This window comes from Brevundimonas sp., from assembly GCF_044239655.1.
Lineage (GTDB): Bacteria > Pseudomonadota > Alphaproteobacteria > Caulobacterales > Caulobacteraceae > Brevundimonas.
Genome location: NZ_JBIIAY010000039.1, coordinates 1 through 25,026, shown reverse-complemented (window position 1 = coordinate 25,026; position 25,026 = coordinate 1). Strand labels below are relative to the sequence as shown.

The window sequence follows — 25,026 nt, the reverse complement described above, 5'->3', positions numbered from 1 at the left end:
GGGGCCGGGGCCAAGAACTGGCTGAACCTGGGCTTCATGCGCATCCAGCCCGCCGAGTTCTTCAAACTGGGTCTCGTCCTGGCCTTGGCGCGCTGGTACCACGACCATACCGCCCAGGAGGCGCGCTGGTCCTGGAAGCTGATCTTCCCGGCCGCCATGGTCGGCGTTCCCTTTCTGCTGATCGCCAAACAGCCGGACCTGGGCTCGGCCATGATCATCGGCCTGACGGGGGCGGCGATCATGTTTGTGGCGGGGCTCAGCTGGAAGATCATCGCGGCGGGCGGCATCGCGGGCATCGTCACTATCCCGCCCTTCGTCATGTTCGGGATGCACGAGTACCAGCGCAATCGGGTCCTGACCTTCCTGAGCCCCGAATCCGATCCGACCGGCACGGGCTACAACATCATCCAGTCCAAAATCGCGCTGGGATCCGGCGGTCTGCTGGGGCGCGGATATGGCCTCGGCAGTCAGAGCCAGCTGGAGTTCCTGCCCGAACGCCAGACCGACTTCATCTTCTCCACCCTGGCCGAGGAGTTCGGCTTTGTCGGGTCGTTTGCGGTTCTGGCCTGTTACGTCGGCATCATCCTGATCGCCCTGCGCATCGCCTCCCTGGCGCACAGCCATTTCGGCCGGGTCGGGTCGGCGGGGATGATCGCCTTCTTTGCCCTGTTCGTCCTGATCAACGGCGCGATGGTGATGGGGCTGGCACCGGTCGTGGGCGTGCCCATGCCGCTGTTGTCCTATGGCGGCTCGTCCATGATGACCGTGATGATCGGCTTTGCCTTCATCCTGTCGACCCGGGTCCACCGCTATGCCGAACTGCCCAAGGGATATGGGGCTTTCTGACGGTCGTAAGCTTTCCCTCCCCCTCGGGGGAGGGCAGATCGCGAAGCGATCGGGTGGGGGCGGCAGGGTGATACGGCGCTGTCGTGCCTTGCCCTTCCCACCCGGTCTTCGCTGCGCTTCGACCACCCTCCCCCCGAGGGGGAGGGAAAGGTTCGTGATTACAGTGCTGCCGCCCAGTCCGTCGCCCGCACCAGGCTGTCCACGATGCCCGGCTCGCTGGACGCGTGGCCTGCATCCGGCACGATATCCAGCTTCGCTTCAGGCCAGGCCTGGCTCAGGGCCCAGGCGCTGGCGATGGGGGTGACCACGTCGAACCGGCCTTGCGCGATCCAGCAGGGGATGTGGCGGATGCGGCCGATGTTCTTGAGCAGCCAGCCTTCCTCCGGGAAGAAGCCGCCGTTGGTGAAATACCAGTTCTCGATCCGGGCGAAGGCCAGGGCGAAGTCGGGTTCGGCGAACTTGTCGGGCCGAGCCGAAGGGCCCTCGACGCTGACGGTCTCGCCCTCCCAGCTGGACCAGGCGACGGCGCAGGCCTCGCGCTCGTCCTTGTCGGGGCCGATCAGCCGCCGATAGTAGGCGCCCATCAGGTCGTGGCGTTCATCCTCGGGGATCGGGGCGACGAACCGTTCCCAGGCGTCGGGGAAGATCATCGAGGCACCGTCCTGATAGAACCAGTGCAGCTCCTTCTGGGTCAGCAGGAAGATGCCGCGCAGCAGCAGGGCCTCGACCCGCTCCGGGTGAGTGATCGCATAGGCCATGGACAGGGTTGACCCCCACGAGCCGCCGAATACCGCCCATTTCTCGATGCCGCAGCGTTCACGCAGGGCCTCGATGTCCTCGATCAGGGTCCAGGTGGTGTTGTCCTCCAGCGAGGCGTTGGGCCGCGACTTGCCGCAGCCGCGCTGGTCGAACAGGACGATGCGGTATTTGGCCGGGTCGAAATAGCGCCGCATCCCCGGATTGACCGCCCCGCCGGGACCGCCGTGCAGGACGACCACAGGCCGCCCCTGGGGGTTGCCGCATTCCTCGTAATAGATCTCGTGCTCGGTCCCGGTCTGCATCCAGCCGGAGGCGAAGGGCTCGATCTCGGGATAGAGCTCGCGGCGCGGCGCGTCGGGCGTAGGAAAGGCCATGGGCGGAGCGTCTCGACGATGGATCAGGCGCGGGAGGGAGGATTCCGCAATGCGGCAAAGGCGAGCAAAAGCCAAGCCGCAATCATCAGAACCCCGCCGACGGGGGCGACGGCGCCGAACGACGGCTCCCGCCCGGTCAGGATCATCGCCACGCAGAAGACCAGCCCGCCCACGACCGCCAGCCAGCCGGCGATGTCGCTCAGGCGGCTGCGCAGGGGCCAGACGGCACAGGCCAGGGCCAGCAGGGCGTGGACGATCTGATAATGGGCGCCGGTGGTCAGCAGGGTCTTGATCGCCGGTCCGGCCCCATGGGCACCGAACGCTCCGACCATGACGGCCATGGCCCCGTTCAGGGCGGCAAAGACGGCGAGGGTGCGGTTCAGGGTCATGCGTCGTCCTAACGCGCCAAGGGGCACCTGTCTTGAGTGCTGAGCGAGCGATCATCAAAGCATCGACCGTTTCAACCGTTTCAACCGCTTCAACCGTTTGCGGGCGCGGGCATGACCTTCACGGACCGCACCGTGGACCCGGCAGCCTACACCCGTGGGCGGCTGTGCAAGTTCAAGGGCTGAATCGGGGCGCAAACCCTTGTGGGGCCGTGATTCCGTATGTGCGAAAATAAATTCGGACGCGCATCCGATGGCCCGGTTGCGAGCGATCCTGCTATCGGGACGCATGAAGTCTTCATGGCGCATGGCGCTGCAATACATCCTGGTGTTCGGGGCCAATGGGGTCAGCCTGCCCTTCATCGGGCTGTGGCTCAGGGCGCGGGGGCTGGACGGGGCCGAGATCGGCGTCCTGCTGGCCGCGCCGATGCTGGGGCGGATCGTGACCGGCCCGGCCATCGCCCTGTGGGCCGACGGGTTCGCGCACAGGCGGACGGCGATCACATTTCTGGCGGTGCTGGGCACGGCCGCCTATGCCGCCATGCCGATCGTCGATGGGTTCGGGTGGTGGGCACCGCTGTGGTTCGTCGCCGCGACCTGCGCCGGGGCCCTGATGCCGCTCAGCGACGTGCTGACGATGCGGCTGGCGGTGCGGGAGGGATTTGCCTTCTCTGTGCCCCGCGGGTTCGGGTCGGCGGCCTTCGTCGCGGCCAATGTTCTCGTAGGGGCGCTGCTGGTCACCGGGTCGGTCGATCTGGTCATGGTCTGGCTGATCGCGGCCGGGGTGTTGCTGGTCGTCTGGGCGCGGTTCGGCCTGCCCGCCGAGCCGGTGCTGGAGGGCGGGCCTGCGGCGGGGCTGGAGCGGTTCCGGGGCCTGCATAGGTTGCTGGCCGATCCGGTCTTCATGGCCGCCATCGTCGCCGTCGGCTGCGTCCAGGCCAGCCACGCCTTCTATTACGGATTTTCCGCCATCCTGTGGAAGGCGGCGGGGGTGCCCGAGAGCCTGACCGGCCTGCTGTGGGGGGCATCCGTCGTGGTCGAGATCGCCTTCATGTGGTGGATCGACCCGTGGCGGCGGCGGGTCGGGATCGGGCCGCTGCTGATGCTAGGCCTGGGTGCGGCCGGGGGCGTGGTGCGCTGGGGTCTGTTCGCGCTTGAGCCGCCGCTGTGGAGCCTGTGGCCCCTGCAGGTGCTGCACACCTTCACCTTCGCCGCGACCTTCCTGGCCGGGGTGCAACTGGTCGAGCGGCTGAGCCCGCCCGACAGCCACACGGCGGCCCAGACCCTGAGTTCGATGCTGTCGGCCGGGGTGCTGATCGGCCTGGCGACCCTGGCCAGCGGGCCGTTGTTCGACCGGTTCGGGGCAGGGGGATACTGGGCCATGGCGGCTTTGGCGGGGGTCGGCGGGGTGGTGGCGCTGGGGTTGGGGCGGTCGGGGCGGGTCCGAGCCTGACCTTCAGAGGATCGCCAGCAACAACAGAACCAGAAGCAGGATCGCAAGCGCCCGGGCGGTCGCCCAGAGCGCAATGACCGCCGCGCGCGCATAGGACGTCGAGAGCTTGTTGCGAAACCAGAGCGTCTGAACGACCAGGAACCAGGTCGCCCCCACTATCATCACCGCGAGCCCCAAGAGGTTGGCCATGTCCGCGCGTCGCAGAATGATCCCGCCGATGGACACCACCATCACGCAGGGCGCCGCCAGATAGCATTGGGCGTAGAACGGCACCCGCAGGGTCTCCCGGCTCAGCCTCTTGCCCTGTCGATGGACGAGGCTGGCGGCCGCGATCAGGGGGATCAGGCTGAATATCAGGGACCGGAACAGGATCAGGTTCTGCTGAGACGCGGCCAGCGTCTTCATGGCGGTCGAGGTCGCCTCGAGATCCGCCACATGAGCCTCGATCCCGATCAGATTCCACAGGACGATCGTCGCCAGAAGCACCAGCGGTGGGCTGAGTGCGTCGTCATAACGCTTCTCGTCGGTGTCGGACTGTTCGCGGTCCGAATAGTCCATCGTGGCCAGCGGGCGGCGGAGGATGCGCCACATCGTCAAGGGATAGAAGATCAGCCAGCTGGTGGCCTCGAAGACGAACTCCTCGAAACTCCTCAGGATCTTGAGAAAGTCCATCGGGACTCCTTGGACGACCGACCCCGACACCGTGACGGGCATCGGCCGACTGTCAAGTCAACCGGGGAGCGAAAGAGACCTCAAGAAAAAGGGCCGACCCCCTTTCGGAAGCCGGCCCAAGGTTCAGGCTCGTAGCGATGATCAGGCGGCTTCGCCGAACTGGTTCATCGTGTTGTGGGCGCCGCCGGCCTTCAGGGCCGCCTCGCCGGCGAAATACTCCTTGTGGTCGTCGCCGATGTCGGAGCCGGACATGTTCTGGTGCTTCACGCAGGCGATGCCCTGGCGGATCTCTTCGCGCTGGACCGCCTTGACGTAGCCCAGCATGCCCTGGCTGCCGAAGTATTCGCGGGCGAGGTTGTCGGTGGACAGGGCGGCGGTGTGATAGGTCGGCAGGGTGATCAGGTGGTGGAAGATGCCCGCCCGCTTCGCGCCGTCCGACTGGAAGGTGCGGATGCGTTCGTCGGCTTCGGCCCCCAGCGGCGTCGCGTCATAATCGACGCTCATCAGGCGGGCGCGGTCATAGGCCGAGACATCCTTGCCCTCGGCCGACCAGGCGTCGAACACCTGCTGGCGGAAGTTCAGGGTCCAGTTGAACGACGGCGAGTTGTTGTAGACCAGCTTGGCGTCGGGGATGACGGCGCGGATGCGGTCCATCATGCCGGCGATCTGCTCGACGTGGGGCTTTTCGGTCTCGATCCACAACAGGTCGGCACCGTTCTGCAAGCTGGTGATGCTGTCCAGGACGCAGCGGTCCTCGCCGGTGCCGGCACGGAACTGGAACAGGTTGGAGGGCAGACGTTTGGGCCGCAGCAGCTTGCCGTCGCGGTTGATGATGACGTCGCCGTTCGACAGCTGGTCCGCCGAGATCTCCTCGCAGTCCAGGAAGCTGTTGTACTGGTCGCCCAGGTCGCCGGGTTCGTTCGAGACGGCGATCTGCTTGGTCAGGCCGGCGCCCAGGCTGTCGGTGCGGGTGACGATGATCCCGTCCTCGACCCCCAGCTCCAGGAAGGCGTAGCGGCAGGCCCGGACCTTGGCCAGGAAGTCCTCGTGCGGGACCGTGACCTTGCCGTCCTGGTGGCCGCACTGTTTCTCGTCGGAGACCTGGTTCTCGATCTGGAGGGCGCAGGCCCCGGCCTCGATCATCTTGCGGGCCAGCAGATAGGTGGCCTCGGCATTGCCGAAGCCGGCGTCGATGTCGGCGATGATCGGGACGACGTGGGTCTGGTGCCCGTCGATCGCCTGCTGGGCCTTGGCGGCGGCGACGTCGTCACCGGCGGCGCGGGCGGCATCCAGGTCGCGGAACAACATGCCCAGCTCACGCGCGTCGGCCTGGCGCAGGAAGGTGTAGAGTTCCTCGATCAGGGTCGGAACCGAGGTCTTCTCGTGCATCGACTGATCGGGCAGGGGGCCGAAGTCGCTGCGCAGGGCGGCAATCATCCAGCCGGACAGGTACAGGTAACGGCCCTTGGTCGTGCCGAAATGCTTCTTGATCGAGATCATCTTCTGCTGGCCGATGAAGCCGTGCCAGCAGCCCAGGGACTGGGTGTACTGCGACGGGTCGGCGTCATAGGCGGCCATGTCGGCGCGCATGATGCCGGCGGTGTAGCGGGCGATGTCGAGGCCGGTCTGGAACCGGTTCTGGAGACGCATGCGCGCCACGGCCTCGGCCGAGATGCCCGACCAGGGGCCGGCCTTGGACTCGATCAGGGCGCCGACCTGGCGGATGTGATCCTGGTATGACATCGAAATTTCCTGCGTCTGGATGCGGGTGTTGAACGCCGGATAGGCCCCGATGCTGCGCCTGCGAAGCGGCTGCGAGGTCGAGTTGTCGAACTTTACAGAAATCTGGTGTAATGTTGTAAGGACGGCGATGACGCCGTCCGGAGACGCCTTGCGATGATGACGCCCCGCCGCCTGTTCGTGGGACCATCCTTACGCCGGATCCGGCGTGACCTGGGCCTGACCCAGGCCGACATGGCGGCCGATCTGGAGGTGTCGGCGTCGTACATCGCATTGCTGGAACGCAACCACCGGCCGCTGACGGCGGACGTGCTGCTGCGGCTGGCCCAGACCTACAAGATCGACATGGCCGCTCTGGCGCGGTCGGACGGGTCGGAGATCACGGCCCGGCTGCACGGGGTGCTGAAGGATCCGATGTTCGCCGACATTGACCTGCCGCCGCTGGAGAACGCGGACCTGGCAACCAATTTCCCGGGCGTCACCGAGGCCCTGCTGCGGCTCTACACCGCCTATCAGGAGGAGCATCTGGCTCTGGCCGATCGTGGGGTCGAGGCGCTGGATGGGGATGAGGGCGCACCCGATCCGGTGGGGGAGGCGCGCAGGTTCCTGGCCGCGCGGAGGAACAGTTTCCCGACGCTGGACGACGCGGCCGAACGGCTGAGCCAGACCAAGACGGACGAGGGCGGGCTGGCGAAACATCTGCTGGTCAGGCACGGGCTGACGGTGCGCAGGCTGCCGACGGATGTCATGGTCGGGTCGGTGCGGCGGCTCGACCTGCACCGGAAGCAGCTTCTGCTCGACGACGCGCTGGATGCCGCGAGCCGGACTTTCCAGATGGCCCAGCAGGTCGCGCATCTGGAGATGGCCGACGTCATCGAGGCCGTGGTGGCCTCCGCGACCTTCGCGACCGAGAGCGGCGAGCGGCTGACGCGGCGGGCCCTGGCCAGCTATGCGGCGGCGGCGATCGTCATGCCTTACGGTGCCTTCGCGCGAGCGGCGGAAAGCAAACGCTATGACATCGAGGCCCTGGCGCGACAGTTCGGGACCAGTTTCGAACAGACGGCCCACCGGCTGACGACGCTGCAGAAGGCGGGCTCCGAGCGGGTGCCCTTCTTCTTCATCCGGGTCGATCCGGCGGGCAATGTGTCCAAGCGGCTGGACGGGGCGGGGTTTCCGTTCGCACGGCATGGGGGCGGGTGCCCGCTGTGGTCGGTGCATCACGCGTTTCGGACACCGCGCGAGATCGTCACCCAGTGGCTGGAACTGCCCGACGGCCAGCGGTTCTTCTCCATCGCCCGAACGGTGACGGCGGGCGGCGGCGGTTTCGCTGCGCCCCGGGTCGAGCGGGCCATCGCGCTCGGCTGCGCGGCAGAGCATGCCGGTCGGCTGGTCTATGCGGACGCGACACCGCCGGTCCCGACCCCCATCGGCGTCACCTGCCGCCTGTGCCACAGAACCGAATGCACGGCCCGTTCGGCCCCGCCGATCGGGCGCCAGATCCTGGCCGACGACATCCGCCGGACCTCGGCCCCCTTCGGGTTCACCGATACCTGAATTCACGTTGACACCGGTTCCTGCGTGCAGGATTCATCCCCGCGATGACCCAGTCCCTTCGCCTGCATCCCGACCGCCTGTTCCCTGTCGATCCCGACACGCGCGGTGTGGCGAGAAGGCTGTATGGGCAGATCAGGGACCTGCCGATCATCAGCCCGCACGGCCATACGGACCCGTCGTGGTTTGCGCTGAACGAGAATTTCGCCGATCCGGCCGAGCTGCTGATCACGCCCGATCACTATGTCTTCCGCATGCTGCATTCCCAGGGGATGGCGATGGAGGACCTGGGCGTTCCGCGGGCCGACGGCGGTCCGGTCGAGACCGATCCAAGGGCGATCTGGCGGCGGTTCGCCGAGAACTATCACCTGTTCCGGGGCACCCCTTCCCGCATGTGGCACGACTGGGTCTATGCCGAGGCGTTCGGGATTGACGTGCGGCTGTCGGCCGAGACGGCGGACCACTATTACGACGTCATCGACGCGGCCCTGAAGACCGAGGCGTTCCGGCCTCGCGCCCTGTTCGAGCGATTCAACATCGAGGTGATCACGACGACCGAGTCGCCGATCGATACCCTCGACCATCACAAGGCGATTGCGGCCTCGGGCTGGAAGGGGCGGGTGCTGACGGCCTATCGGCCGGATCCTGTGGTCGATCCCGACTATGAGGGTTTCCGCGACAATCTGAAGGTACTGGCCGACCAGACCGGCTTCGACACCCTGACATGGGACGGATACCTGGACGCGCACCGGGCGCGCCGGGCCTTCTATGCGTCCATGGGGGCGACCTCCACGGACCACGGCCATCCGACCGCCTTCACCGCCGATCTGTCGAGGGCGGACGTTGAGGCCCTGTTCGCCCGTGTCTCGACCGGCCCCGCGACGCCTGCCGACGCCGAACTGTTCCGGGGCCAGATGCTGACCGAGATGGCGGCGATGTCGGTCGAGGACGGGCTGGTGATGCAGCTGCATCCGGGATCGTTCCGCAACCATTCGGCGACGGTGTTCAACCGCTTCGGCCGCGACAAGGGCTGCGATATCCCCACACGGACGGATTACGTCCGGGCGCTCAAACCCCTGCTGGACCGGTTCGGGTCCGATACCCGCCTCACCCTGATCCTGTTCACGCTGGACGAGACCTCCTACAGCCGCGAACTGGCTCCGTTGGCGGGCCACTATCCGGCGCTGAAACTGGGGCCCAGCTGGTGGTTCCACGACAGTCCCGAGGGGATGCGCCGGTTCCGTGAACAGACGACCGAGACGGCGGGCTTCTACAACACCGTCGGCTTCAACGACGACACCCGTGCCTTCCTGTCGATCCCGGCGCGTCACGACGTGGCCCGGCGTATGGACTGCGGCTTCCTGGCAAAGCTGGTGGTCGAACACCGGATGGAGGAGGACGAGGCCCACGAGCTGGCCCACGCCCTGACCTATGGTCTGGTCAAGGCGGCCTACAGGCTGTGAGCCGGCTCGACGATGCGGCCCTGGCAGGTCTGCCCGCCGAGGTCGCCCGGCCCGGATACGACCGGGCGGCTGTGAAGACCGGGGTGGTCCACCTGGGTATCGGGGCCTTCCACCGGGCGCATCAGGCGGTGGTGTTCGACGATGCCCTGGCCAGCGGCGACCTGCGCTGGGGCGTGCTGGGCGTGTCGCTGAGGTCGCCGTCGGTGGCCGAACAGCTGAACCCCCAGGACGGGCTCTATACGCTGGTGGTGCGCGACGGGGCCGAGGAGCGGCTGAGGATCATCGGGGCCGGACGTGGCGTCATGGTCGGGCCGCAGGACCCGGCCGCGCTGGTCGCCGCCATGGCCGATGCCGACGTCCACATCGTCACCCTGACGGTGACCGAGAAGGGCTATCGCCTTGATCCGGCGACGGGCGACCTGATGCTGGGCGACCCCGAGGTCGCCGCCGACCTGGCCGACATCGCCTCCCCCCGGACCGCGCCCGGCTTTATCGTCGCAGCCCTGAAGGCGAGGAAGGCTGCGGGGCTGAAGCCCTTCACGGTCATTAGTTGCGACAACCTTCCGCATAACGGAGCCCGCATCCGCGCCGGGGTGCTGGAGATGGCGCGGCGCATCGACCCGGAACTGGCCCAGTGGATCGCGGCCGAGGGGGCCTTCCCCCAGACCATGATCGACCGGATCGTGCCCGCGACGACGCCTGACGACATCGACCGGCTGGAAGCCCGCCTCGGCGTCCGCGACGAAGGCATGGTCAAGGCCGAGCCCTTTACCCAGTGGGTGATCCAGAACAGGTTCGCCGGCGAGCGGCCGGACTTCGCCGCGTTCGGCGTGCAACTGACCGAGGCCGTCGAGCCGTGGGAGGACGCCAAGCTGCGCCTGCTGAACGGGGCCCATTCGGCGGTGGCCTATCTGGGGGCCCTGTCCGGTCACGCCCATGTGCATGAGGCCGTGGCCAATCCCGCCCTGCGCGCCGTGGTGATGCGGCTGTGGGACGAGGCTCAGACGACGGTGAGCCCACCGCCGGGCCTCGACATCGCCGCCTATCGCACGGCCCTGATGGCCCGGTTCGACAACGCCGCCCTGATGCACCGCACCTACCAGATCGCCATGGACGGCTCGCAGAAACTGCCCCAGCGCCTGCTGCACACGATCGAGGCCCGGCTGGCGGCGGGACAGCCCATCGACGCCCTGGCCCTGGGCGTCGCCGCCTGGATGCGCTGGCAGGAAGGGGTGGACGAGGCGGGCAAGGCCTATGTCGTGCAGGACCCACTGGCGGCTGAGACGGCGCGATTGCTGGCCGGGGCGGATACGGATGAGGCGAAGGTAGATGCGCTACTGAGCCTGTCGGCCGTGTTCTCGCCTGCGCTTGTGGCCGATCCGAGGATCAGGTCCGCCTTGTCCACGGCCTATGCCGGTTTGCGGCGGGACGGAGCCCTGAGCACCGCGGCAAGGTTCCTGACCGGCTAAAGGATCAAGGCCCGCCGCAACGCAGGGACCGCCAGGACCAGATCCCGCGTCACCAGAGCCGCGAAGAAGTCGGCGCCGACCGGGCCCAGGTGGGTGTAGTCGAAGGCCAGCCTGGCCTGGCCCATCGGCTCGACAGCCGCATTGTTCTGGGCCGTCGGCGCGACCGCCGGGGCGTTCGGGGCCACGGGAGCAGGCGCGACGGGGGCGTTGCCGGCGGCGGGGATTGTCGTCCCTGTCAGCAGAGCGGCACCGACCTCGGGCAGCGGCGCGGCCTGGGCGAAGCGGGCCGACATTGCGGGCCCAAGGGCCTGAACAGCGGCGGCGCTGGAGGCGTTCAGATCGACCAGCGGTGTGTTGGTTTCCGCGGCGACCCGGCGGATAGCCTCGGCCCAGGGATCGAGATCGTTCTGGAGCTGTCCGTCCACGAACTGTCGGCGGGTCAGCGGCGTCAGCAGGACCGGGATAGCACCGCGCGCGCGAGTCTCCTCGACATAGCGTTTCAGATTGGCGGGAAACTCGGTGGCGAGGTCGGTGGAACGGCCCGGCTTGCCCGGCTGATCGTTGTGCCCGAACTGGATCAGCACATAGGTGGCGACATAGTTGGGCGTGGACATCTCGCCCAGCGCGATGTCCCACGAGCCCTCGGTCCGGTAGTTGCCGCTGCTACGTCCGCCTCGCGCCAGATTGGTGCAGGTCAGGAACGAGGTGACGTGCTGGGCGCAGAAGCTGGGGCCCCAGCCGCCGGCGACGGCGGTCGTGGAATCGCCGACGAGGATGATCTTGGACGCCCGGATGGGCTGGGCCGGCGGGACGGTGTCGGCGGGCGTGGGGGTCGGGGCGGTCGTCTGGGCGAGGGCCGGGGAGGCCATGAGGGCGACACTGGCGGCCGCGATCAACAGGGTCAGGCGCATCGTCAATCGGTCCTTGAAAGAAAAAACGGCGCCGGCCGAAGCCGACGCCGTGTCGAGGTTCAGGAGAGTTTGGTGACGGTCAGAAGCTCATACGGGCGCCGACGAAGACCTGGCGGCCGGTCGAGCCGTAGTTGGTGGTCACGCGGTCGTCGGCGTAGCCCCAGCGGTTGGTCGTCTGGTTGGTCAGGTTCAGCGCTTCCAGGTTGACCGTGATGTTGTCGGTCAGCTTGTAGGACATGGACATGTCGACGTTCAGCGTGGCTTCCGAACCGAGGAAGTCGTTGACCAGCGGCGAGTCCGAGAAGCCCGGATCGGTGGTGCCCGAGGCGATCGGATACTGGGTCACATAGTCCGCCCGATAGGAGGTCGAGACGCGGGCCGAGAACTTCGGCACTTCATAGAAGATGGTGAAGTTGAACGCGTCGGGCGAGGCACCCGTGAACGGTCCGACGCCCGTGACCAGCGGCTGCGGCGTCAGGATGTAGGTCAGCTCGGATTCCAGGTGGGTGTAGTTGGCCTGGATGCCCAGGTTCTCGAAATACCAGGGCAGGAAGGTCAGGTTCTGCTGATAGTTGACCTCGACGCCGCGGATATAGCCGCCCGGCGCGTCCCGGAACTGGCGGATAGCGAAGCTATTGTTGTTGTTGATATAGTTGACCTGGTTCTGGGCGCTGGCACGTGTCGCCGCCGTCTGGGTTGTGTCGTTGACGATAGCCTCGAACTCGGCGCGCAATTCAGCGATGGCGGTCGAGTCCAGGATCGAGGACAGGGTGCCGTCACCCACCAGGGTCTGCGGGAAGCTTTCGATCTTCTTGTCGAAGATGGCGACCGAGAACAGGGCGTCCGGCTGGAAATACCATTCGAACGACAGATCGTAGTTGGTCGCGGTGAACGGGTTCAGCTTGGGATTGCCGATGGTGATCGAACCGCCGGTGGTGACGCCCAGGCCGTTGGGAACGCTGAAGGCCGTGACGCTGGGGGCCAGGTTGCCGAGCAGGGGGCGGGCCATGACCTTGGCCACCCCGGCCCGGATGATCATCGTGTCCGTCAGCTCATAGGCCAGGTTCATCGACGGCAGGGTGTTCTCGTAGTTGTTCGTCGCGTTGATCGCCCGGCCGCGGTTGGTGAAGCCGTTCGAGTCCACGTCGGTGATCGCATGACGCACACCGAAGTTGCCTCGCAAGTCGCGTCCGAAGACCGGCACGTTGAAGTCGACCTGACCGAAGAAGGAGTTGTCGGTTTCCTGGATGGCGAAGGTCTGGGCGAAGTTGAACTTGGGCGACACGCGCCAGTCGTTCCACTTGTTGACGCAGTTGCACTCGAAATCGAACAGCGCGCGGAAGGCGTCCAGGTCGGGCGCGTAGAAGCTGGTCGGAGTGCCGGCCGGCAGGTCCAGGCCTTGGCCGAAGGTATGGACGCCGCCGACCTGCTGAATGGTGGCTCCGGCCTCGATCAGGCTGGGGTTCAGGGTCTCGCGGGCCGATTCACGCTGGGAGGCCGTGGTGTAGAAGCTGTAGCGACGCTGAGAGGCGCCGACCTTCAGCGTGATGTGCTCGTTGGCGTCCCAGGCCAGGTCGAAGGCGCCGCCTTCATAGTGGTTGTCCACGGTCCGCTCGAAATAGCGGATGGCCGAGAAGCCCTTGACCACGTCCCACTTGGTCGGATCGGCGACGTCGAAGCCGAAATTCATCGACGGCATGTCGCCGCCGCCACGCGCGTCATAGACGAAATAGCCGTCACCGGCCGCGCCCGTGCCCGAGTTCAGGCGGGTGAACTCGACCAGCGAGCCCTGCGACTTGTTGATCGACCGGCTCTCGCCGTAGATCGCGTGCAGGCGCAGGGTATCGGAAAACTCGTGGGCGACGTCGATCGTGCCCTGCTGGAAATAGGTGGTGTAGCGCGCCTCGTCTGCGGCCGAACGCATGTCGACGTTGGACAGCACCAGATAGTCCGCGTTCTGGCCATTCGGGCTAAGCGCCGCGTCCAGCAGCCGGATCGACGGCCGCCCGATCAGCGCGTTGCGCAGCGCCAGACCCGTCGGGTCGGCGATGTAACCCCTTGAAGTTGGGCTATTATAGTAGTCGTAGGGTTCCAGGTTGTTGGGGTTGAAGCTGAAGCCCGAGAGGGTACCGGGAACCGGCGTATTGCCGTAAAGGCCCTGGCCGCAGTCGATGCCGGCGATGATGTCGGTCTCGGCGCGCGAGTTGCAGGAGGCGTACAGGGCGCGGCGCTGTGCATTGGTCCCGCCGACGTTGGCGTTGGCCAGTTGGTAGGTCGCCTGGTTCGCATTGCCCTGGGTGTTGTTGCGGTTCAGGCCGACGGGAACGATCTGATAGTTGGTCGAGACCTGGTCCAGCTTGGAATAGACGCCGTCGAAGCTGACGGTCGTGCGGTCGGTCGGACGCCATTGCAGCGAGCCGGTCAGGCCGATGCGCTCCTGGCTGAGGTCCTGCTGGTTCAGGGTCGGCAGGGCGGGGATGCGGATCAGCGAACCCGGAGCGCTGGTCGTGCCCGCACCGGTCGACGTCCCGCTGCGTGTCAGCGTGGAACCGATCGGATTGTTGATCAGGTTGTAAGCGGCGAGGTTCGATCCGCGCAGGGCGTCGCAGTACGAGATGTTGGTGATGTTGACGCCGGGGATCACGCCATTGTTGCAGGCGGTGCCGGCCGGAGCCGCAAAGCCCTGGCGGGTCATGATGCTGGTGCCGCCGGCGATGTTGGGCGTCCCGGCGAAGGTGGCGCCGCGGTAGGTGTAGTCGGACTGGCCGGCCTGACGCTGATAGGAGTCAATCGTCTGGTCGCGCTTGTTGTAGGCGATCGAACCCAGGATGCCGATCTGGCCGATGTGGTTGAATTCCCAGCGGTTCGAGGCCAGGGCGGCGACGCGCGGATTGTGGGTCTGGCCGTTCTCGTAATAGGCGTCCTGGACCGAGAAGCCGAGGCGACGATCGCGGAAGTCGAAGGGACGGCCGGTCTGGAGGTCGACCGTGGCACCCAGCGAACCTTCGTCGGTCTCGGCCGAGGCGGTCTTCTGGACCTTCAGGGAGTTGAAGAGCTCGGAGGCGAAGGTGTTGAAGTCGAAGCCACGGCCGCGGTTAGGGCTGTCGCCGGCGATCGAGGCACCGGCCGTCGACAGGGCCTCGACGCCGTTCAGGCGAACGCGGGTGAAGTCGGAGCCCAGGCCGCGAACCGTGATCGTACGGCCTTCGCCGTTGTCGCGGTCGATCGAAACGCCCGGCAGGCGTTGCAGCGACTCGGCCAGGTTGGCGTCGGGGAAGTCGGCGATGTCTTCGGCGTTGATGGCGTCGACCATCACATTGGCGTTGCGCTTGGTGTTCAGAGCGCTGCGCAGAGCGCCGCGGATGCCGGTGACGACGACTTCGTCAACCTGGGCGGCCTCATCCTGCGACGGCTCGGCAAGCGTCGTCTGGGCCGCGACAGGCGCGGCGAAGGCGGCAGTCATCAGGGCGACTGCGGAGGCGCAATAGAGCGCGCGGGTGCGTGAGTTCAACATTTCGGGTCTCCTCCCAAGGGTGCCCGCCCCTCTCCGGGAACTGGACAGAATCTCGCCGACTTTTGGCCCGCTGAATAAGGCGATGTCTGACACCGGTGTCAACACCGGAATCAAAACGTCGCGCAAATCGCGGCCTGTGTGACAATCCGCTCAAGACGCGTTCGACGGAACTGGACGCGGAACGGTGACATTCCTGAGCGGACGGAGGAAGCCATGGTCCGATCGAAGGTCTTCACATGGTCTGACGGGTTTCACGCGTTTACCGTGGCGGCGTCGTCGCGCCCCAAGGCCTTGAAGGCATGGGGCATGACCCAGGACATCTTCAAGTCCGGCCTGGCGCGGGAGATCACGGATGGCCCAGCCTTCGACGCCGCCCTGGCCCAACCGGGTGAGGTGATCCAGACGGGGGAGGCGGTTGATGTCGGTTCAATCTCTAAGGCACCCCGACGCAGTCGCGATTCAGGTCCAACCCCCGCTCAGAAGGCGCGAGTTGCGGATCTGGAAGGGCGATTGGAACGCCTCGACACCACACAGGCGACAGCCATCGGCGATATCGAAGCCGAGGTTGCCGCGCTACAGAAACGGAGGTCGGTTCTGGAAGGTGAGTACGCGGCGGCTCGGCGTGACCTGGTCGCTCGTCTGAAGGCGGCGCGGGCCCGGCGATGACGCCCTATTCGGCCGCCATGGCGTAGATTTCGCGGCTTTCCTGAATCATCGCGCGCATCTCGCAGACGCATTTGGCGCACTGGGCCTGGCACTGGTTGCGGGCGAAGACGTCGCGAGGACGCGTGGCACCTGCCTCGATGGCGAGGGCGACGTCACGCTGGCGAAGGCCGTTGCAGTTGCACACGTACACGGAAAGCAGAATCCCGAAGGCGAATGAGAATGGTTCTCTGTAGCACAGATTCCTGCGCCTGCAAGTCGTTCGCATTGTCGCGGGTTGACGCCCACACCGGCGCGGGGCAGGCGGACGTCATGGCCAAACCGTCCAACATCCCCGCCAGACCGCCGACCCGGCTCTACCTCATCACCCCGCCCAGGATCGACGATCTGGACGCGTTCGCCGAGCAGCTGGAATCAGCACTCGGGGCGGGCGATGTGGCGGCGCTGCAGATTCGGTTGAAGCCTGCCGACGAGGCGACGATCCGGGCGGCGGTAACGCGCCTGGCCCCGATCGCGCGGGCACATGACGTGGCGGTGATTCTCAACGACCGCCCGGACCTGGCCGCCGACCTGGGCTGCGACGGGGTTCATGTCGGGCAGTCGGACGCCTCGGTCGCCTCGGCGCGGCGGTTGATGGGCCCCGCCGCCATGATCGGTGCGACCTGCCATGACAGTCGCGACCTGGCCATGGAGGCGGCCGAGGCGGGGGCCGACTATGTCGCGTTCGGAGCCTTTTTCGCGACCGACACCAAGGACACCACGCATCGGCCCGATCCGGAGATCCTGTCCATCTGGCAGCAGACGATCGAGACGCCATGTGTGGCCATCGGTGGGATATCGGTCGACAATGCCGCCGGTCTGGCCCTGGCCGGCGCGGACTTCGTCGCCGTCAGCGCCGGGGTCTGGGCCCATCCGCAGGGTCCGGCCGAGGCGGTGCGCGCTCTGAACGCCGTGCTGGCCCAGGCCTGGGAGGCGGGGTCCGATCGGGGCTAGCTTCACCGGATATTAGGGAGGCGGGGCGATAGATTGCCGTCCCGTTGCGATCCGAGTCCTGCATGATGTCCGTCAGCCGCGTGCTGGAAGCTCCAACCAGGCCCCTTGCGCCTGTCCCTGTCCGTCGGCCCGCGCGAGCGGGGACGGCGGGCCCGAGCACGGCGTTTGCTCAGCCCCTGGGGCCGCTGGCGACCGCCTGCGCGGTGGTCCTGCTGACGGTCCTGGGCATTCGTTTCGGGATGACGACCGAGGGCGTCGTCGTGATGTGGCTGGCCAATGCGGTGGCCTCGGCGATCTGGGTCCGGACCGGCAAGGGTATGGCGTTCGACCTCTGCTTCGGTGGCCTCGTGATTGCAGGCCTGTTGGCGGGCTTGCTGCTCATGGGGTACGCGCCGTTGGCGTCTCTGACCTTGGCGGCTGTCAATGGGGTGGAGATCGTGGCCGCCGTGCTGCTGATGCGGCGTTTCGCCCCCGGTCAAAGCCTGTCTACGGTTCGGTCGGCCGTCACAGTGATCGGCGTGTCTGCTCTGGTCGCGCCTTTGATCGGCGCCGGATTGGGCTGTCTGGTCCTGGCCAATCTGAAGGGGGTGCCGCTCCTCACCGGGTTCCAGATGTGGTGGTTTGGCCACGCGCTGGGCATGATGCTGATCCTGCCCATCATTCTGGGCGTCAATGGCCGGTCGGCCAAGGTTCTGATCGATCCCGTCAGAATGGCGGAATGGATCGGCCTCCTGGCCATGCTCACCGCCGTGGCGTGGGCCTACTATATTCTGAGACTGGGACCGGTGTCCTTCATACTCAACATGCTGCTGGTCATCATCGCGGCGCGCTTGCGATTGACCGGCGTCGCCCTGTCGATGCTGGCAACGGCCCTCATCATGTTCGGGTCGATCCTCTACGGGGAACCGCCACGGTCCCTGGTTGGATTTGATCCCGGTATTCGGGTCCTGACGGCGCAGTTGATGCTGCTGTCCGTCTGCATGCCCTTCATGCTCGTTGCGGCACTGCTGACCCAGGTAGATGGCTTGACCGAGCGAGCCAAGGCGGGACGGGAACGCGCCGAACTTGCCTCGGAGTCCAAGTCCCGTCTTCTGGCCAACGTCGCCCACGAGATCAAGAGCCCCGTTGCCGGCGTCATCGGGATCGGCGACCTGTGGTCCTCCGGTCAGCTGGGTCCCGTTACGGCGACGCAGAAGGAAATGGCCGACATGCTGGTCAAGACCGCGCGTCAGGTCGAGACCCTGGCCCACGATCTGCTGGACGTGGCCCGCGCCGAGTCCGGAGCCGTCAAGGTCGAGCTGCGTCCCACCGATGTTGTCGGGGTGATCGAGGATGTGTGCCGGTCCACCGCCATGCGCCCTGACGCCCAGGGACTGAAGGTGACGGTCGAGGGCGATGGCATCGGCCTGATTGCCCTGGCCGACTCTCAGCGCCTGACGCAGGTGATCGACAATTTCGCGACCAATGCGGTCAAGTACGGGGCGGCCGGCGGGGCGGTCACGTTCCGGGCCCTGCGCATCCCGTTCGGGATCCGGATCGAGGTTTCCGACAAGGGGCCTGGCCTGACGGCGCTGAAACAGACCCAGCTGTTCGAGCCGTTCAATCGCCTGGGACTCGAGCGCAGCACGGTCGAGGGCCACGGCATCGGTCTGGCTCTGGCCAAGAGGCTCGTCGAGCTTCAGGGCGGATCGATCGGGGTCGAGTCGGCACCGGGCGAAGGCGCGACCTTCTGGGTGGAACTGCCCGCCGCCTGACGTGAACCGATGTGCGAAACCCCGGGCGTGCGGCGTCGCGTCGCGCGCTCCATCGCCCATAGACTCTGCCCTGGCGAAGGCGCAGTCAGCCTACATTGACTAGGGTTATTCGGGACACCTGACCGTGGACTTCGACGCACTTCTGCTGTCGCGACTGCAATTCGCCTTCACCATTGCCTTCCACATTTTGTTTCCCGCCTTCACGATCGGGCTGGCGGCCTATCTGGCGGTGCTGGAGGGGCTTTGGCTGGCGACGAAGCGTCAGGCCTTCATGACCCTTTACCTGTTCTGGGTGAAAATCTTCGCTCTCAGTTTCGGCATGGGCGTGGTGTCCGGTGTGGTGCTGTCCTACCAGTTCGGCACCAACTGGTCGGAGTTCATCCGCCTGACCGGCGGGGTGATCGGGCCATTGCTGGCCTATGAGGTGCTCACGGCCTTCTTCCTCGAGGCGTCGTTCCTGGGGGTCATGCTGTTCGGCTGGAAGAAGGTCGGGCCACGGCTGCATTTCGCGGCGACGGTGCTGGTCGCGATCGGCACGACCATCTCGGCTTTCTGGATCCTGTCGGCCAACTCGTGGATGCAGACGCCGCAGGGGTTCCAGATCATGGCCGACGGGACGATGGAGGCGACCGACTATATGCAGGTCATCTTCAACCCCAGCTTCCCGACACGGCTGGCGCACATGCTGCTGGCGGCCTTCATCACCACGGGTCTCGTCGTCGGAGCGGCCTCGGCCTATCGGCTGCTCAAGGATCGGGCGGCCGGTGTGAAGACGGAGGGCTGGACCGAGAGCCGCATCTCGCTGGTCATGGCGGTGGGCCTGATCGCCGTGCTGGCCCCCCTGCAACTGGTCGTCGGACACGCCTCAGGCGAGGTGACGCACAAGTACCAGCCGGCCAAGACCGCCGCGATCGAGGGCTACTGGGAAACCCGGGCCGATCAGCCGCTGCATCTGTTCGGTATTCCGGACCGCGATGCCCAGAAGAACCATTTCGAGGTGTCGATCCCCGGCGTCGGCAACATGATCCAGAACCTGCCGCGCGATGAGGTCATCAAGGGGCTGGATTCCTATGCGCGCGAGGATCAGCCGCCACCCTTCATTCCCTTCTTCGGCTTCCGCATCATGGTGGGGCTGGGCCTGCTGATGATCGGGCTGGGGGCGTGGGGCGCAGTGTTGATCTGGCGCAAGCGGATATTCGACAGTCCGTGGTTCCTGCGCTTCGCCCTGATCATGGGACCGTCCGGTTTCCTGGCGGTGCTGGCGGGCTGGATGGTGACCGAGGTCGGACGCCAACCCTGGCTGGTCTATGGTATGCTGAGAACAAGGGACGCGGTGTCACCGGTGACGACCGGCGAGGTAGCGATCTCGCTGACCGCCTATATCCTGGTCTATTCCGTCGTGTTCACGGCCGGGGCCATCTTCATCCTCAGGCTGATGGCCGAGGGTCCGGTGGCGGCGAAGACCGAGCCGGCACCGCGTGGCCAGCGCGCGCCTGGCACGCCCCTGGCCAAGGCACCGGAAGACACCACGCCGGGCGATGACGGGCCTGATGGCGTACTGGGAGGTCCGAAATGACTCTTGATCTTCCTCTGATCTGGGCCGGGCTGATCGCCGTGGCGGTGCTGCTGTATGTCGTTCTGGACGGGTTCGACCTGGGGGTCGGCATCCTGTTCCCGTTTGCAAAGACGCCGGGCGAGCGCGACGTGATGATGAACACCATCGCGCCCGTCTGGGACGGTAACGAGACCTGGCTGGTGCTGGGGGGAGGGGGGCTGCTGGCCGCCTTTCCGCTGGCCTATTCGGTGTTGATGCCGGCGTTGTATCTGCCGGTGCTGCTGATGTTGGCGGGGCTGATCCTGCGGGGCGTGGCGTTCGAGTTCAGATTCCGGGCCCGGAACCGGGGCCGCAAATTCTGGACCCAGATGTTCGCCGGGGGCTCGATCCTGACGGCCCTGGCCCAGGGGCTGATCCTCGGCGGTTTCATTCAGGGGGTGACAGTCGAGAACGACCGGTTCGCGGGTGGGCCGTTCGACTGGTTCACCCCCTACACCCTGCTGGTCGCGGCCGGGCTGGTGGCGGGGTATGCGCTGCTGGGCTCGACCTGGTTGATGATGAAGACGACCGACAACCTGCACGGGGACGCCCGTCGCTGGACGGTGTGGGGGGCGGTCGGGGTCACGGCGCTGCTGGCGGCGGTCAGTGTGGCGACGCTGGTGATCCATCCCCGGATCGCGGCGCGATGGGGGATCGACCTCAGCGACGGGCTGGCGGTGTCGATGCCGACGCTGGCACCCCTGCTGCTGATCCCCGTTCTGGGCCTGATCGGGCTCGGTATCGTGTTCGTCATGGGGCGCAAGGGCTCGCATCGCTGGCCGTTTGCGGGCGCGCTGCTGGTCTTCCTGTCGGGCTATCTGGGGCTGGCGGTCGGGTTCGCCCCCTATGTCGTGCCCTATGCGATCGACTATCGCCAGGCCGCCGCGCCGGACAATGCGCTGGGGCTGATGCTGGTCGGGACGGGGATCATTCTGCCGCTGATCCTGCTCTACACGGCCTGGGTCTATTACGTGTTCCGGGGCAAGATCGACGAGGAGGCCGGCTATCATCATTGATCCTGTCCCCCCGCCCGAGCCGGGCGAGGCGTCCGGCCCGCTGTGGAAGAAGCTGGCCTGGTTCGCCGGTCTGTGTGTGGCCAGTTCGGCCGTGGTGGCCGTCGTCGCCTATGCGTTGCGGGCCTTGCCGTTCGCGGGCTGAGGCGCGAAAGAGGGGCCATGTCGAGCTCCGTCTTGTTTGCCGCCGTTTTCCTGCTGTCGTCAGCGCCCCAGACCACGGCCGCCCCCGCGCCCGGATCGATCCAGGCCTTGCCGCCGGCCCAGCGCCCCGGCAGCGACCTGACCCGCAGCCTGAACAGCGCGCCCCCTGCGGCCGTCGTGCCTGTGCCGCGTCCGGTGCAGCCCGCTTCGGTCTATTCGCCACCGCCGAACTCCGCACCGGTGCCGCGCCCGGCTCCCGTGACCTCGCCGCCTCTGAACCCGCCGCCTGTGCGCCAGCCGACGCCGACCCCGGCTCCGGTCATGCCCCAGCCGCGCCCGCCCACTCCGCCGGTTTCCACGGCACCCGCCCCGGTGCCTCGTCCGGCAGTGCCCGCGACCCAACCGCCGGTGACCCGTCCCACGCCCGCGCCGGTCATGCCCCAGCCGCGCCCCGTCGCGCCGCCGGTCTCGACGGCTCCGATTCCGGTGCCGATGCCGACGCCCCGGCCGACACCGACTGTGCCGCAGCCCCGCCCTGTGACGCCGCCTGTCGCGACCCCGCCGATGCCTGTCCCCCGGCCCAACGCGCCGGCCGTGCAGCCGCCTGTCAGAACCCCGGCCCCCTCGACCGGGCCCGCCTTCGCGCCGGAGCCCATGCCGGCTCCGGCGGCTGCGCCGCCCGCACCCGCGCCGGTCCCCGCTGCGACGCCGGTCAGTCCCTCGGCCTACGCCGCCCTGCCGTTCACGGTCGAGATGCCGATGGGTTTCAGCCTGACGGCGGGTCGGCCCGGTCCGGATTTCCAGGAGTATACGATCGCCCGAGCCGGCCAGGCCTTCGTGCGCATCTATGTCGGGCCGTCGTCGCAGTTCCCGATCTATTCGGGCGACGTAATCATGGCCGGCGGGCGCGCCTCGGTGGTCACCACCGACGGCCTGACCCGGCACGCGCTGGAGCATATGTTCCAGCGCCCGACCGCCCCGCGAGAGATCCACGTCTGGACGTCAAGCCTGGACGGTGCCGATCAGGCCCTGGCCGAGCGGATCGCCAACTCGGTCGACGCCAAATAGGCGAGGTCTATTCCGACCAGGCCGCCAACTCGTTTCCGGCCGGATCGCGGAAGTGGAAGCGCCGCCCGCCGGGGAAGGCGAAGATGGGCTTGAGGATCACCCCGCCCGCCGCCTCGACCCGCGCCTGCATGGCCTCCAGGTCGGTGGCATAGAGGACGGGCAGGGGGGCCTTTGAACGATCGGCGGGGTCCGCGTCGAACCCGCCGTCCAGCCCCTCGTTGAAGGCCGCATAGGTCGGGCCATAGTCCTGGAAGGTCCAGCCGAAGGCCTGGCCATAGAAGGCCTTGACCGCGCCGATGTCTGCGGCGGGAAATTCCAGATAGTCGAGCTTGCCGTCGATGCGCATGTTCGTGTTCCGTTCCTGTTGGCCGAAAAGGGGCTTGCCACACGGATAATCCCCACGCAATCTTGAGAACTATTCGCAGTCGCAAGAGTCGCCGTGATGATCGTTCTGGCAGCCGGACCCGAGGCCCTGAGCCGCCTGATGGCGTCCGACCGCGTGCGCCGATGCGGCCGGGCGGATCAGACCAGTTCGACCGCGACCGCTACGGCCTCGCCGCCGCCGATGCACAGGCTGGCCACGCCCTTCGTCCCGCCCCGGGCCTGAAGCGCCGCCAGCAGGGTGGTCAGGACGCGCGCGCCGGACGCCCCGATCGGATGGCCCAGGGCGGTGGCCCCGCCGTTGACGTTGACCCTGGCGTGGTCGAGGCCGAGTTCCTGCATGGCGATCATGGGCACCACGGCAAAGGCCTCGTTGATTTCCCACAGATCGACGTCGGCGGCGGTCCATCCGGCCTTGGCCAAGGCCTTCTGCATGGCGGGCACGGGCGCGGTGGTGAACAGGCCGGGCTCGTGGGCATGGGCCGAATGGCTGACGATCCGGGCGACGATGGGCAGGCCCAGGGCCCTGGCCACGCTCTCGCGGGTCATGACCAGGGCGGCGGCACCGTCGCTGATCGAGGCGGAGGAGGCGGCGGTGATGGTGCCGTCCCTGGCGAAGGCGGGCTTCAGGCCGGGGATCTTCTCCGGCATGGCCTTGCCGGGCTGTTCGTCTTCCATGACCGTGACGGTGCCCTTGCGGCCCGTGACCTCGACCGGGGTGATCTCGGCCTTGAAGGCCCCCGAGGTGATCGCCGCATTGGCGCGGGTCAGGCTTTCGACGGCATAGGCGTCCTGGGCCTCGCGCGTGAACTGATAGGTCCTAGCCGAATCCTCGGCGAAGGAGCCCATCGGCTTGCCGGGCGAATAGGCGTCCTCCAGCCCGTCCATCATCATGGAATCGATGATGACGTCATGGCCGATCCGGGCCCCGGCGCGGTGCTTGTTCATCAGGAAGGGCGCGCCGGTCATGCTTTCCATGCCGCCGGCCACGATCACGTCGGCGCTGCCGGCCGACAGGGCGTCCGAAGCCATCATGACCGCTTGCAGGCCCGAGCCGCACATCTTGTTCAGGGTCGTGGCCTCGACGTGCAGGCCCAGGCCGGCACCGATCGCCGCCTGACGCGCCGGGGCCTGACCCAGACCGGCGGGCAGGACGCAGCCCATGTAGATCTGGTCGACCTTGTCCGGGGCGACGCCCGCGCGCTCCACCGCCGCCTTGACCGCCGTGGCACCCAGTTCGGTCGCCTTCACGCCCGTGAACGCGCCCTGGAAGCCGCCCATCGGAGTGCGGGCGAACGAGACGATGACGACGGGATCGGCGGACATGACGGGAAATCCTTGAAGAGCTTTGACGGCTAGATCGGCGGTTTGTCGGTCGGGTTCAAGCGGGGCGGTGTCCGGCACAGTGAAACTGCCGCGATCAGGGCCGGGGTGGTCGGGTCGGAGCCAGTTTGCGGCGCTGGCGCCCGATGGCGAGGATGCTGCCGGTCCCGTCCCGAACGATCAGGTCGTCCAGGGTCCAGCCCCCGCCCAGGTCGATCAGCGAGAACTCGAAGAAGGCCCAGCCGTCCGGCGCATTCTCCGGCGTCGGATCAATGAGGATATCGTAACGCAGATCGACGGTCGCGGCGCGGAACGGCTCGGTCACGACCGTCCAGCCCGGCGGATACACGGCGTCCATCAGATAACAGAGCCGGGCCTCGTCCAGAGGGGCTCCATCCCGCGTCCTCATCCACAACCGCTCGCCACCCTGATCGCCGGGCAGACCCTTCAGCAGGTTGGGCCCGGTCACCATGCGGTATTCGACGTATTGGGAAAACCAGGGCGACATCGGCCCGCTGATGGAACGTGCGGGGTCGAGGCTGTCCAGCGGCGGGGGCGGGACGATCGGGCCGGACACACGGGGCGCATGGGCGTCGTCCTGGCCATAGGTGGCCTGGGCGTGATGGGTCAGGTTCTCGCCCTGGCGCACGTCCAGCGCCGCATAGGTGACGGTGCGCCCGCCGCGCAGGGTCCGGGGCGTGAAGGTGACCGGCGTGTCATAGGCCGGGGCCGACAGGAACTGCATCGACAGGCTGCGCAATGGCTGGGTCAGGCCCAGTCCCCGGCGCAGGGCCGAGGCCGACAGGGCGGCAAGCAACCCCCCGAATGGAAACCCCTTCTCCGGCGGCGCAGAGATGGGGCCATTCGAGAAGTCGCCGGTCAGCGTGCCGACCAGACCATCGGGGCCGGGGTTCAGGGTCAGGGCGTCGGCAAGGCTCTGGGTGGTCATGGCGTA

Annotated in this window: 22 protein-coding genes; 11 read left to right on the top strand and 11 right to left on the bottom strand. The window is 67.1% G+C overall.

Annotated features, from left to right (window positions below; genetic code table 11):
- A partial coding sequence (rodA, locus tag ACILQR_RS07265; RefSeq protein ID WP_395650792.1) for a rod shape-determining protein RodA occupies positions 1-846 on the top strand: 846 nt, incomplete at its 5' end.
- Between the two features lie 158 nt (positions 847-1,004).
- Here rodA and pip read toward each other — a convergent pair.
- Together pip and ACILQR_RS07255 are read right to left on the bottom strand one after the other, a co-directional pair.
- A complete protein-coding gene (pip, locus tag ACILQR_RS07260; protein WP_395650791.1) occupies positions 1,005-1,979 on the bottom strand; it encodes a prolyl aminopeptidase in 975 nt (324 codons plus the stop codon).
- Positions 1,980-2,002: 23 nt separating this feature from the next.
- Positions 2,003-2,368 (bottom strand): DUF423 domain-containing protein, encoded by a 366-nt coding sequence (locus ACILQR_RS07255; RefSeq protein WP_395650790.1) that lies wholly within the window; start codon positions 2,366-2,368, stop codon positions 2,003-2,005.
- 286 nt (positions 2,369-2,654) lie between these two features.
- On the opposite strand from ACILQR_RS07255, the gene ACILQR_RS07250 reads away from it, so the two are divergent.
- A complete protein-coding gene (locus ACILQR_RS07250) occupies positions 2,655-3,818 on the top strand; it encodes an MFS transporter (RefSeq protein WP_395650789.1) in 1,164 nt (387 codons plus the stop codon).
- Positions 3,819-3,821: 3 nt separating this feature from the next.
- Here ACILQR_RS07250 and ACILQR_RS07245 read toward each other — a convergent pair whose 3' ends face one another.
- Positions 3,822-4,490: a hypothetical protein gene (locus tag ACILQR_RS07245; RefSeq protein ID WP_395650788.1), complete on the bottom strand. Its 669-nt coding sequence runs from the start codon at positions 4,488-4,490 to the stop codon at positions 3,822-3,824.
- 141 nt (positions 4,491-4,631) lie between these two features.
- On the bottom strand, positions 4,632-6,233 hold the full coding sequence (locus ACILQR_RS07240; RefSeq protein ID WP_395650787.1) for an isocitrate lyase: 1,602 nt from the start codon (positions 6,231-6,233) through the stop codon (positions 4,632-4,634).
- Between the two features lie 153 nt (positions 6,234-6,386).
- Between ACILQR_RS07240 and ACILQR_RS07235 the strand changes: the two genes are divergently transcribed.
- The 3 genes from ACILQR_RS07235 to ACILQR_RS07225 are packed head-to-tail and all read left to right on the top strand — an operon-like array spanning position 6,387 to position 10,713.
- On the top strand, positions 6,387-7,784 hold the full coding sequence (locus ACILQR_RS07235; RefSeq protein WP_395650786.1) for a short-chain fatty acyl-CoA regulator family protein: 1,398 nt from the start codon (positions 6,387-6,389) through the stop codon (positions 7,782-7,784).
- 44 nt (positions 7,785-7,828) lie between these two features.
- The gene (gene uxaC, locus ACILQR_RS07230) at positions 7,829-9,244 is read left to right on the top strand and encodes a glucuronate isomerase (protein ID WP_395650785.1); all 1,416 of its coding nucleotides are present in this window, start codon (positions 7,829-7,831) and stop codon (positions 9,242-9,244) included.
- Complete coding sequence (locus tag ACILQR_RS07225) at positions 9,241-10,713, top strand: mannitol dehydrogenase family protein (RefSeq protein ID WP_395650784.1); 1,473 nt, start codon at positions 9,241-9,243, stop codon at positions 10,711-10,713. Before uxaC ends, ACILQR_RS07225 begins: the two co-directional genes overlap by 4 nt.
- On the opposite strand, the gene ACILQR_RS07220 is transcribed toward ACILQR_RS07225, so the two are convergent.
- Positions 10,710-11,624: a rhamnogalacturonan acetylesterase gene (locus ACILQR_RS07220; RefSeq protein ID WP_395650783.1), complete on the bottom strand. Its 915-nt coding sequence runs from the start codon at positions 11,622-11,624 to the stop codon at positions 10,710-10,712. The two genes, ACILQR_RS07225 and ACILQR_RS07220, sit on opposite strands and share 4 nt — an antisense overlap.
- A 79-nt stretch (positions 11,625-11,703) precedes the next feature.
- The gene (locus ACILQR_RS07215) at positions 11,704-15,138 is read right to left on the bottom strand and encodes a TonB-dependent receptor domain-containing protein (protein ID WP_395650782.1); all 3,435 of its coding nucleotides are present in this window, start codon (positions 15,136-15,138) and stop codon (positions 11,704-11,706) included.
- Positions 15,139-15,444: 306 nt separating this feature from the next.
- Between ACILQR_RS07215 and ACILQR_RS07210 the strand changes: the two genes are divergently transcribed.
- A complete protein-coding gene (locus tag ACILQR_RS07210) occupies positions 15,445-15,804 on the top strand; it encodes a hypothetical protein (RefSeq protein WP_395650781.1) in 360 nt (119 codons plus the stop codon).
- 4 nt (positions 15,805-15,808) lie between these two features.
- Here ACILQR_RS07210 and ACILQR_RS07205 read toward each other — a convergent pair whose 3' ends face one another.
- Positions 15,809-15,994: a bacterioferritin-associated ferredoxin gene (locus tag ACILQR_RS07205; RefSeq protein ID WP_271147016.1), complete on the bottom strand. Its 186-nt coding sequence runs from the start codon at positions 15,992-15,994 to the stop codon at positions 15,809-15,811.
- Positions 15,995-16,113: 119 nt separating this feature from the next.
- Here ACILQR_RS07205 and thiE point away from each other — a divergent pair, with 119 nt between their 5' ends.
- The 4 genes from thiE to cydB all read left to right on the top strand — a co-directional run bounded on the left by thiE (position 16,114) and on the right by cydB (position 21,158).
- The gene (thiE, locus tag ACILQR_RS07200; protein ID WP_395650780.1) at positions 16,114-16,794 is read left to right on the top strand and encodes a thiamine phosphate synthase; all 681 of its coding nucleotides are present in this window, start codon (positions 16,114-16,116) and stop codon (positions 16,792-16,794) included.
- A 62-nt stretch (positions 16,795-16,856) separates the two neighbouring features.
- Entirely contained in the window at positions 16,857-18,548 is a 1,692-nt protein-coding gene (locus ACILQR_RS07195) for an ATP-binding protein (protein ID WP_395650779.1), read from the top strand.
- Between the two features lie 124 nt (positions 18,549-18,672).
- A complete protein-coding gene (locus ACILQR_RS07190; RefSeq protein ID WP_395650778.1) occupies positions 18,673-20,124 on the top strand; it encodes a cytochrome ubiquinol oxidase subunit I in 1,452 nt (483 codons plus the stop codon).
- Positions 20,121-21,158, top strand: a complete 1,038-nt coding sequence (gene cydB / locus ACILQR_RS07185) for a cytochrome d ubiquinol oxidase subunit II (RefSeq protein WP_395650777.1) — start codon at positions 20,121-20,123, stop codon at positions 21,156-21,158. The genes ACILQR_RS07190 and cydB overlap by 4 nt, the downstream gene beginning before the upstream one ends.
- 353 nt (positions 21,159-21,511) lie before the next feature.
- Here cydB and ACILQR_RS07180 read toward each other — a convergent pair whose 3' ends face one another.
- Entirely contained in the window at positions 21,512-21,955 is a 444-nt protein-coding gene (locus tag ACILQR_RS07180) for a hypothetical protein (RefSeq protein ID WP_395650776.1), read from the bottom strand.
- On the opposite strand from ACILQR_RS07180, the gene ACILQR_RS07175 reads away from it, so the two are divergent.
- The gene (locus tag ACILQR_RS07175; RefSeq protein ID WP_395650775.1) at positions 21,954-22,367 is read left to right on the top strand and encodes a hypothetical protein; all 414 of its coding nucleotides are present in this window, start codon (positions 21,954-21,956) and stop codon (positions 22,365-22,367) included. The two genes, ACILQR_RS07180 and ACILQR_RS07175, sit on opposite strands and share 2 nt — an antisense overlap.
- A gap of 7 nt (positions 22,368-22,374) precedes the next feature.
- Here the strand turns inward: ACILQR_RS07175 and ACILQR_RS07170 are convergent, their stop codons facing one another.
- From ACILQR_RS07170 to ACILQR_RS07160, 3 genes are all read right to left on the bottom strand, one after another.
- Positions 22,375-22,713, bottom strand: a complete 339-nt coding sequence (locus tag ACILQR_RS07170) for a VOC family protein (RefSeq protein WP_395650774.1) — start codon at positions 22,711-22,713, stop codon at positions 22,375-22,377.
- 176 nt (positions 22,714-22,889) lie between these two features.
- Positions 22,890-24,074, bottom strand: coding sequence for a thiolase family protein (locus ACILQR_RS07165; protein ID WP_395650773.1), 1,185 nt, complete (start codon positions 24,072-24,074; stop codon positions 22,890-22,892).
- A 94-nt stretch (positions 24,075-24,168) separates the two neighbouring features.
- Positions 24,169-25,026: acyl-CoA thioesterase (locus ACILQR_RS07160; RefSeq protein ID WP_395650772.1), on the bottom strand; the 858-nt coding region annotated here is incomplete at its 5' end.

Excerpts from the sequence above, each read along its gene's own strand:
- pip (WP_395650791.1), bottom strand. The coding sequence starts at position 1,979 with ATGGCCTTTCCTACGCCCGACGCGCCGCGCCGCGAGCTCTATCCCGAG.
- ACILQR_RS07255 (WP_395650790.1), bottom strand. The coding sequence starts at position 2,368 with ATGACCCTGAACCGCACCCTCGCCGTCTTTGCCGCCCTGAACGGGGCC.
- ACILQR_RS07250 (WP_395650789.1), top strand. The coding sequence starts at position 2,655 with ATGAAGTCTTCATGGCGCATGGCGCTGCAATACATCCTGGTGTTCGGG.
- ACILQR_RS07245 (WP_395650788.1), bottom strand. The coding sequence starts at position 4,490 with ATGGACTTTCTCAAGATCCTGAGGAGTTTCGAGGAGTTCGTCTTCGAG.
- ACILQR_RS07240 (WP_395650787.1), bottom strand. The coding sequence starts at position 6,233 with ATGTCATACCAGGATCACATCCGCCAGGTCGGCGCCCTGATCGAGTCC.
- ACILQR_RS07235 (WP_395650786.1), top strand. The coding sequence starts at position 6,387 with ATGATGACGCCCCGCCGCCTGTTCGTGGGACCATCCTTACGCCGGATC.
- uxaC (WP_395650785.1), top strand. The coding sequence starts at position 7,829 with ATGACCCAGTCCCTTCGCCTGCATCCCGACCGCCTGTTCCCTGTCGAT.
- ACILQR_RS07220 (WP_395650783.1), bottom strand. The coding sequence starts at position 11,624 with ATGCGCCTGACCCTGTTGATCGCGGCCGCCAGTGTCGCCCTCATGGCC.
- ACILQR_RS07215 (WP_395650782.1), bottom strand. The coding sequence starts at position 15,138 with ATGTTGAACTCACGCACCCGCGCGCTCTATTGCGCCTCCGCAGTCGCC.
- ACILQR_RS07210 (WP_395650781.1), top strand. The coding sequence starts at position 15,445 with ATGACCCAGGACATCTTCAAGTCCGGCCTGGCGCGGGAGATCACGGAT.
- thiE (WP_395650780.1), top strand. The coding sequence starts at position 16,114 with ATGGCCAAACCGTCCAACATCCCCGCCAGACCGCCGACCCGGCTCTAC.
- ACILQR_RS07195 (WP_395650779.1), top strand. The coding sequence starts at position 16,857 with ATGATGTCCGTCAGCCGCGTGCTGGAAGCTCCAACCAGGCCCCTTGCG.
- cydB (WP_395650777.1), top strand. The coding sequence starts at position 20,121 with ATGACTCTTGATCTTCCTCTGATCTGGGCCGGGCTGATCGCCGTGGCG.
- ACILQR_RS07175 (WP_395650775.1), top strand. The coding sequence starts at position 21,954 with ATGCCGGCTCCGGCGGCTGCGCCGCCCGCACCCGCGCCGGTCCCCGCT.
- ACILQR_RS07180 (WP_395650776.1), bottom strand. The coding sequence starts at position 21,955 with ATGGGCTCCGGCGCGAAGGCGGGCCCGGTCGAGGGGGCCGGGGTTCTG.
- ACILQR_RS07170 (WP_395650774.1), bottom strand. The coding sequence starts at position 22,713 with ATGCGCATCGACGGCAAGCTCGACTATCTGGAATTTCCCGCCGCAGAC.
- ACILQR_RS07165 (WP_395650773.1), bottom strand. The coding sequence starts at position 24,074 with ATGTCCGCCGATCCCGTCGTCATCGTCTCGTTCGCCCGCACTCCGATG.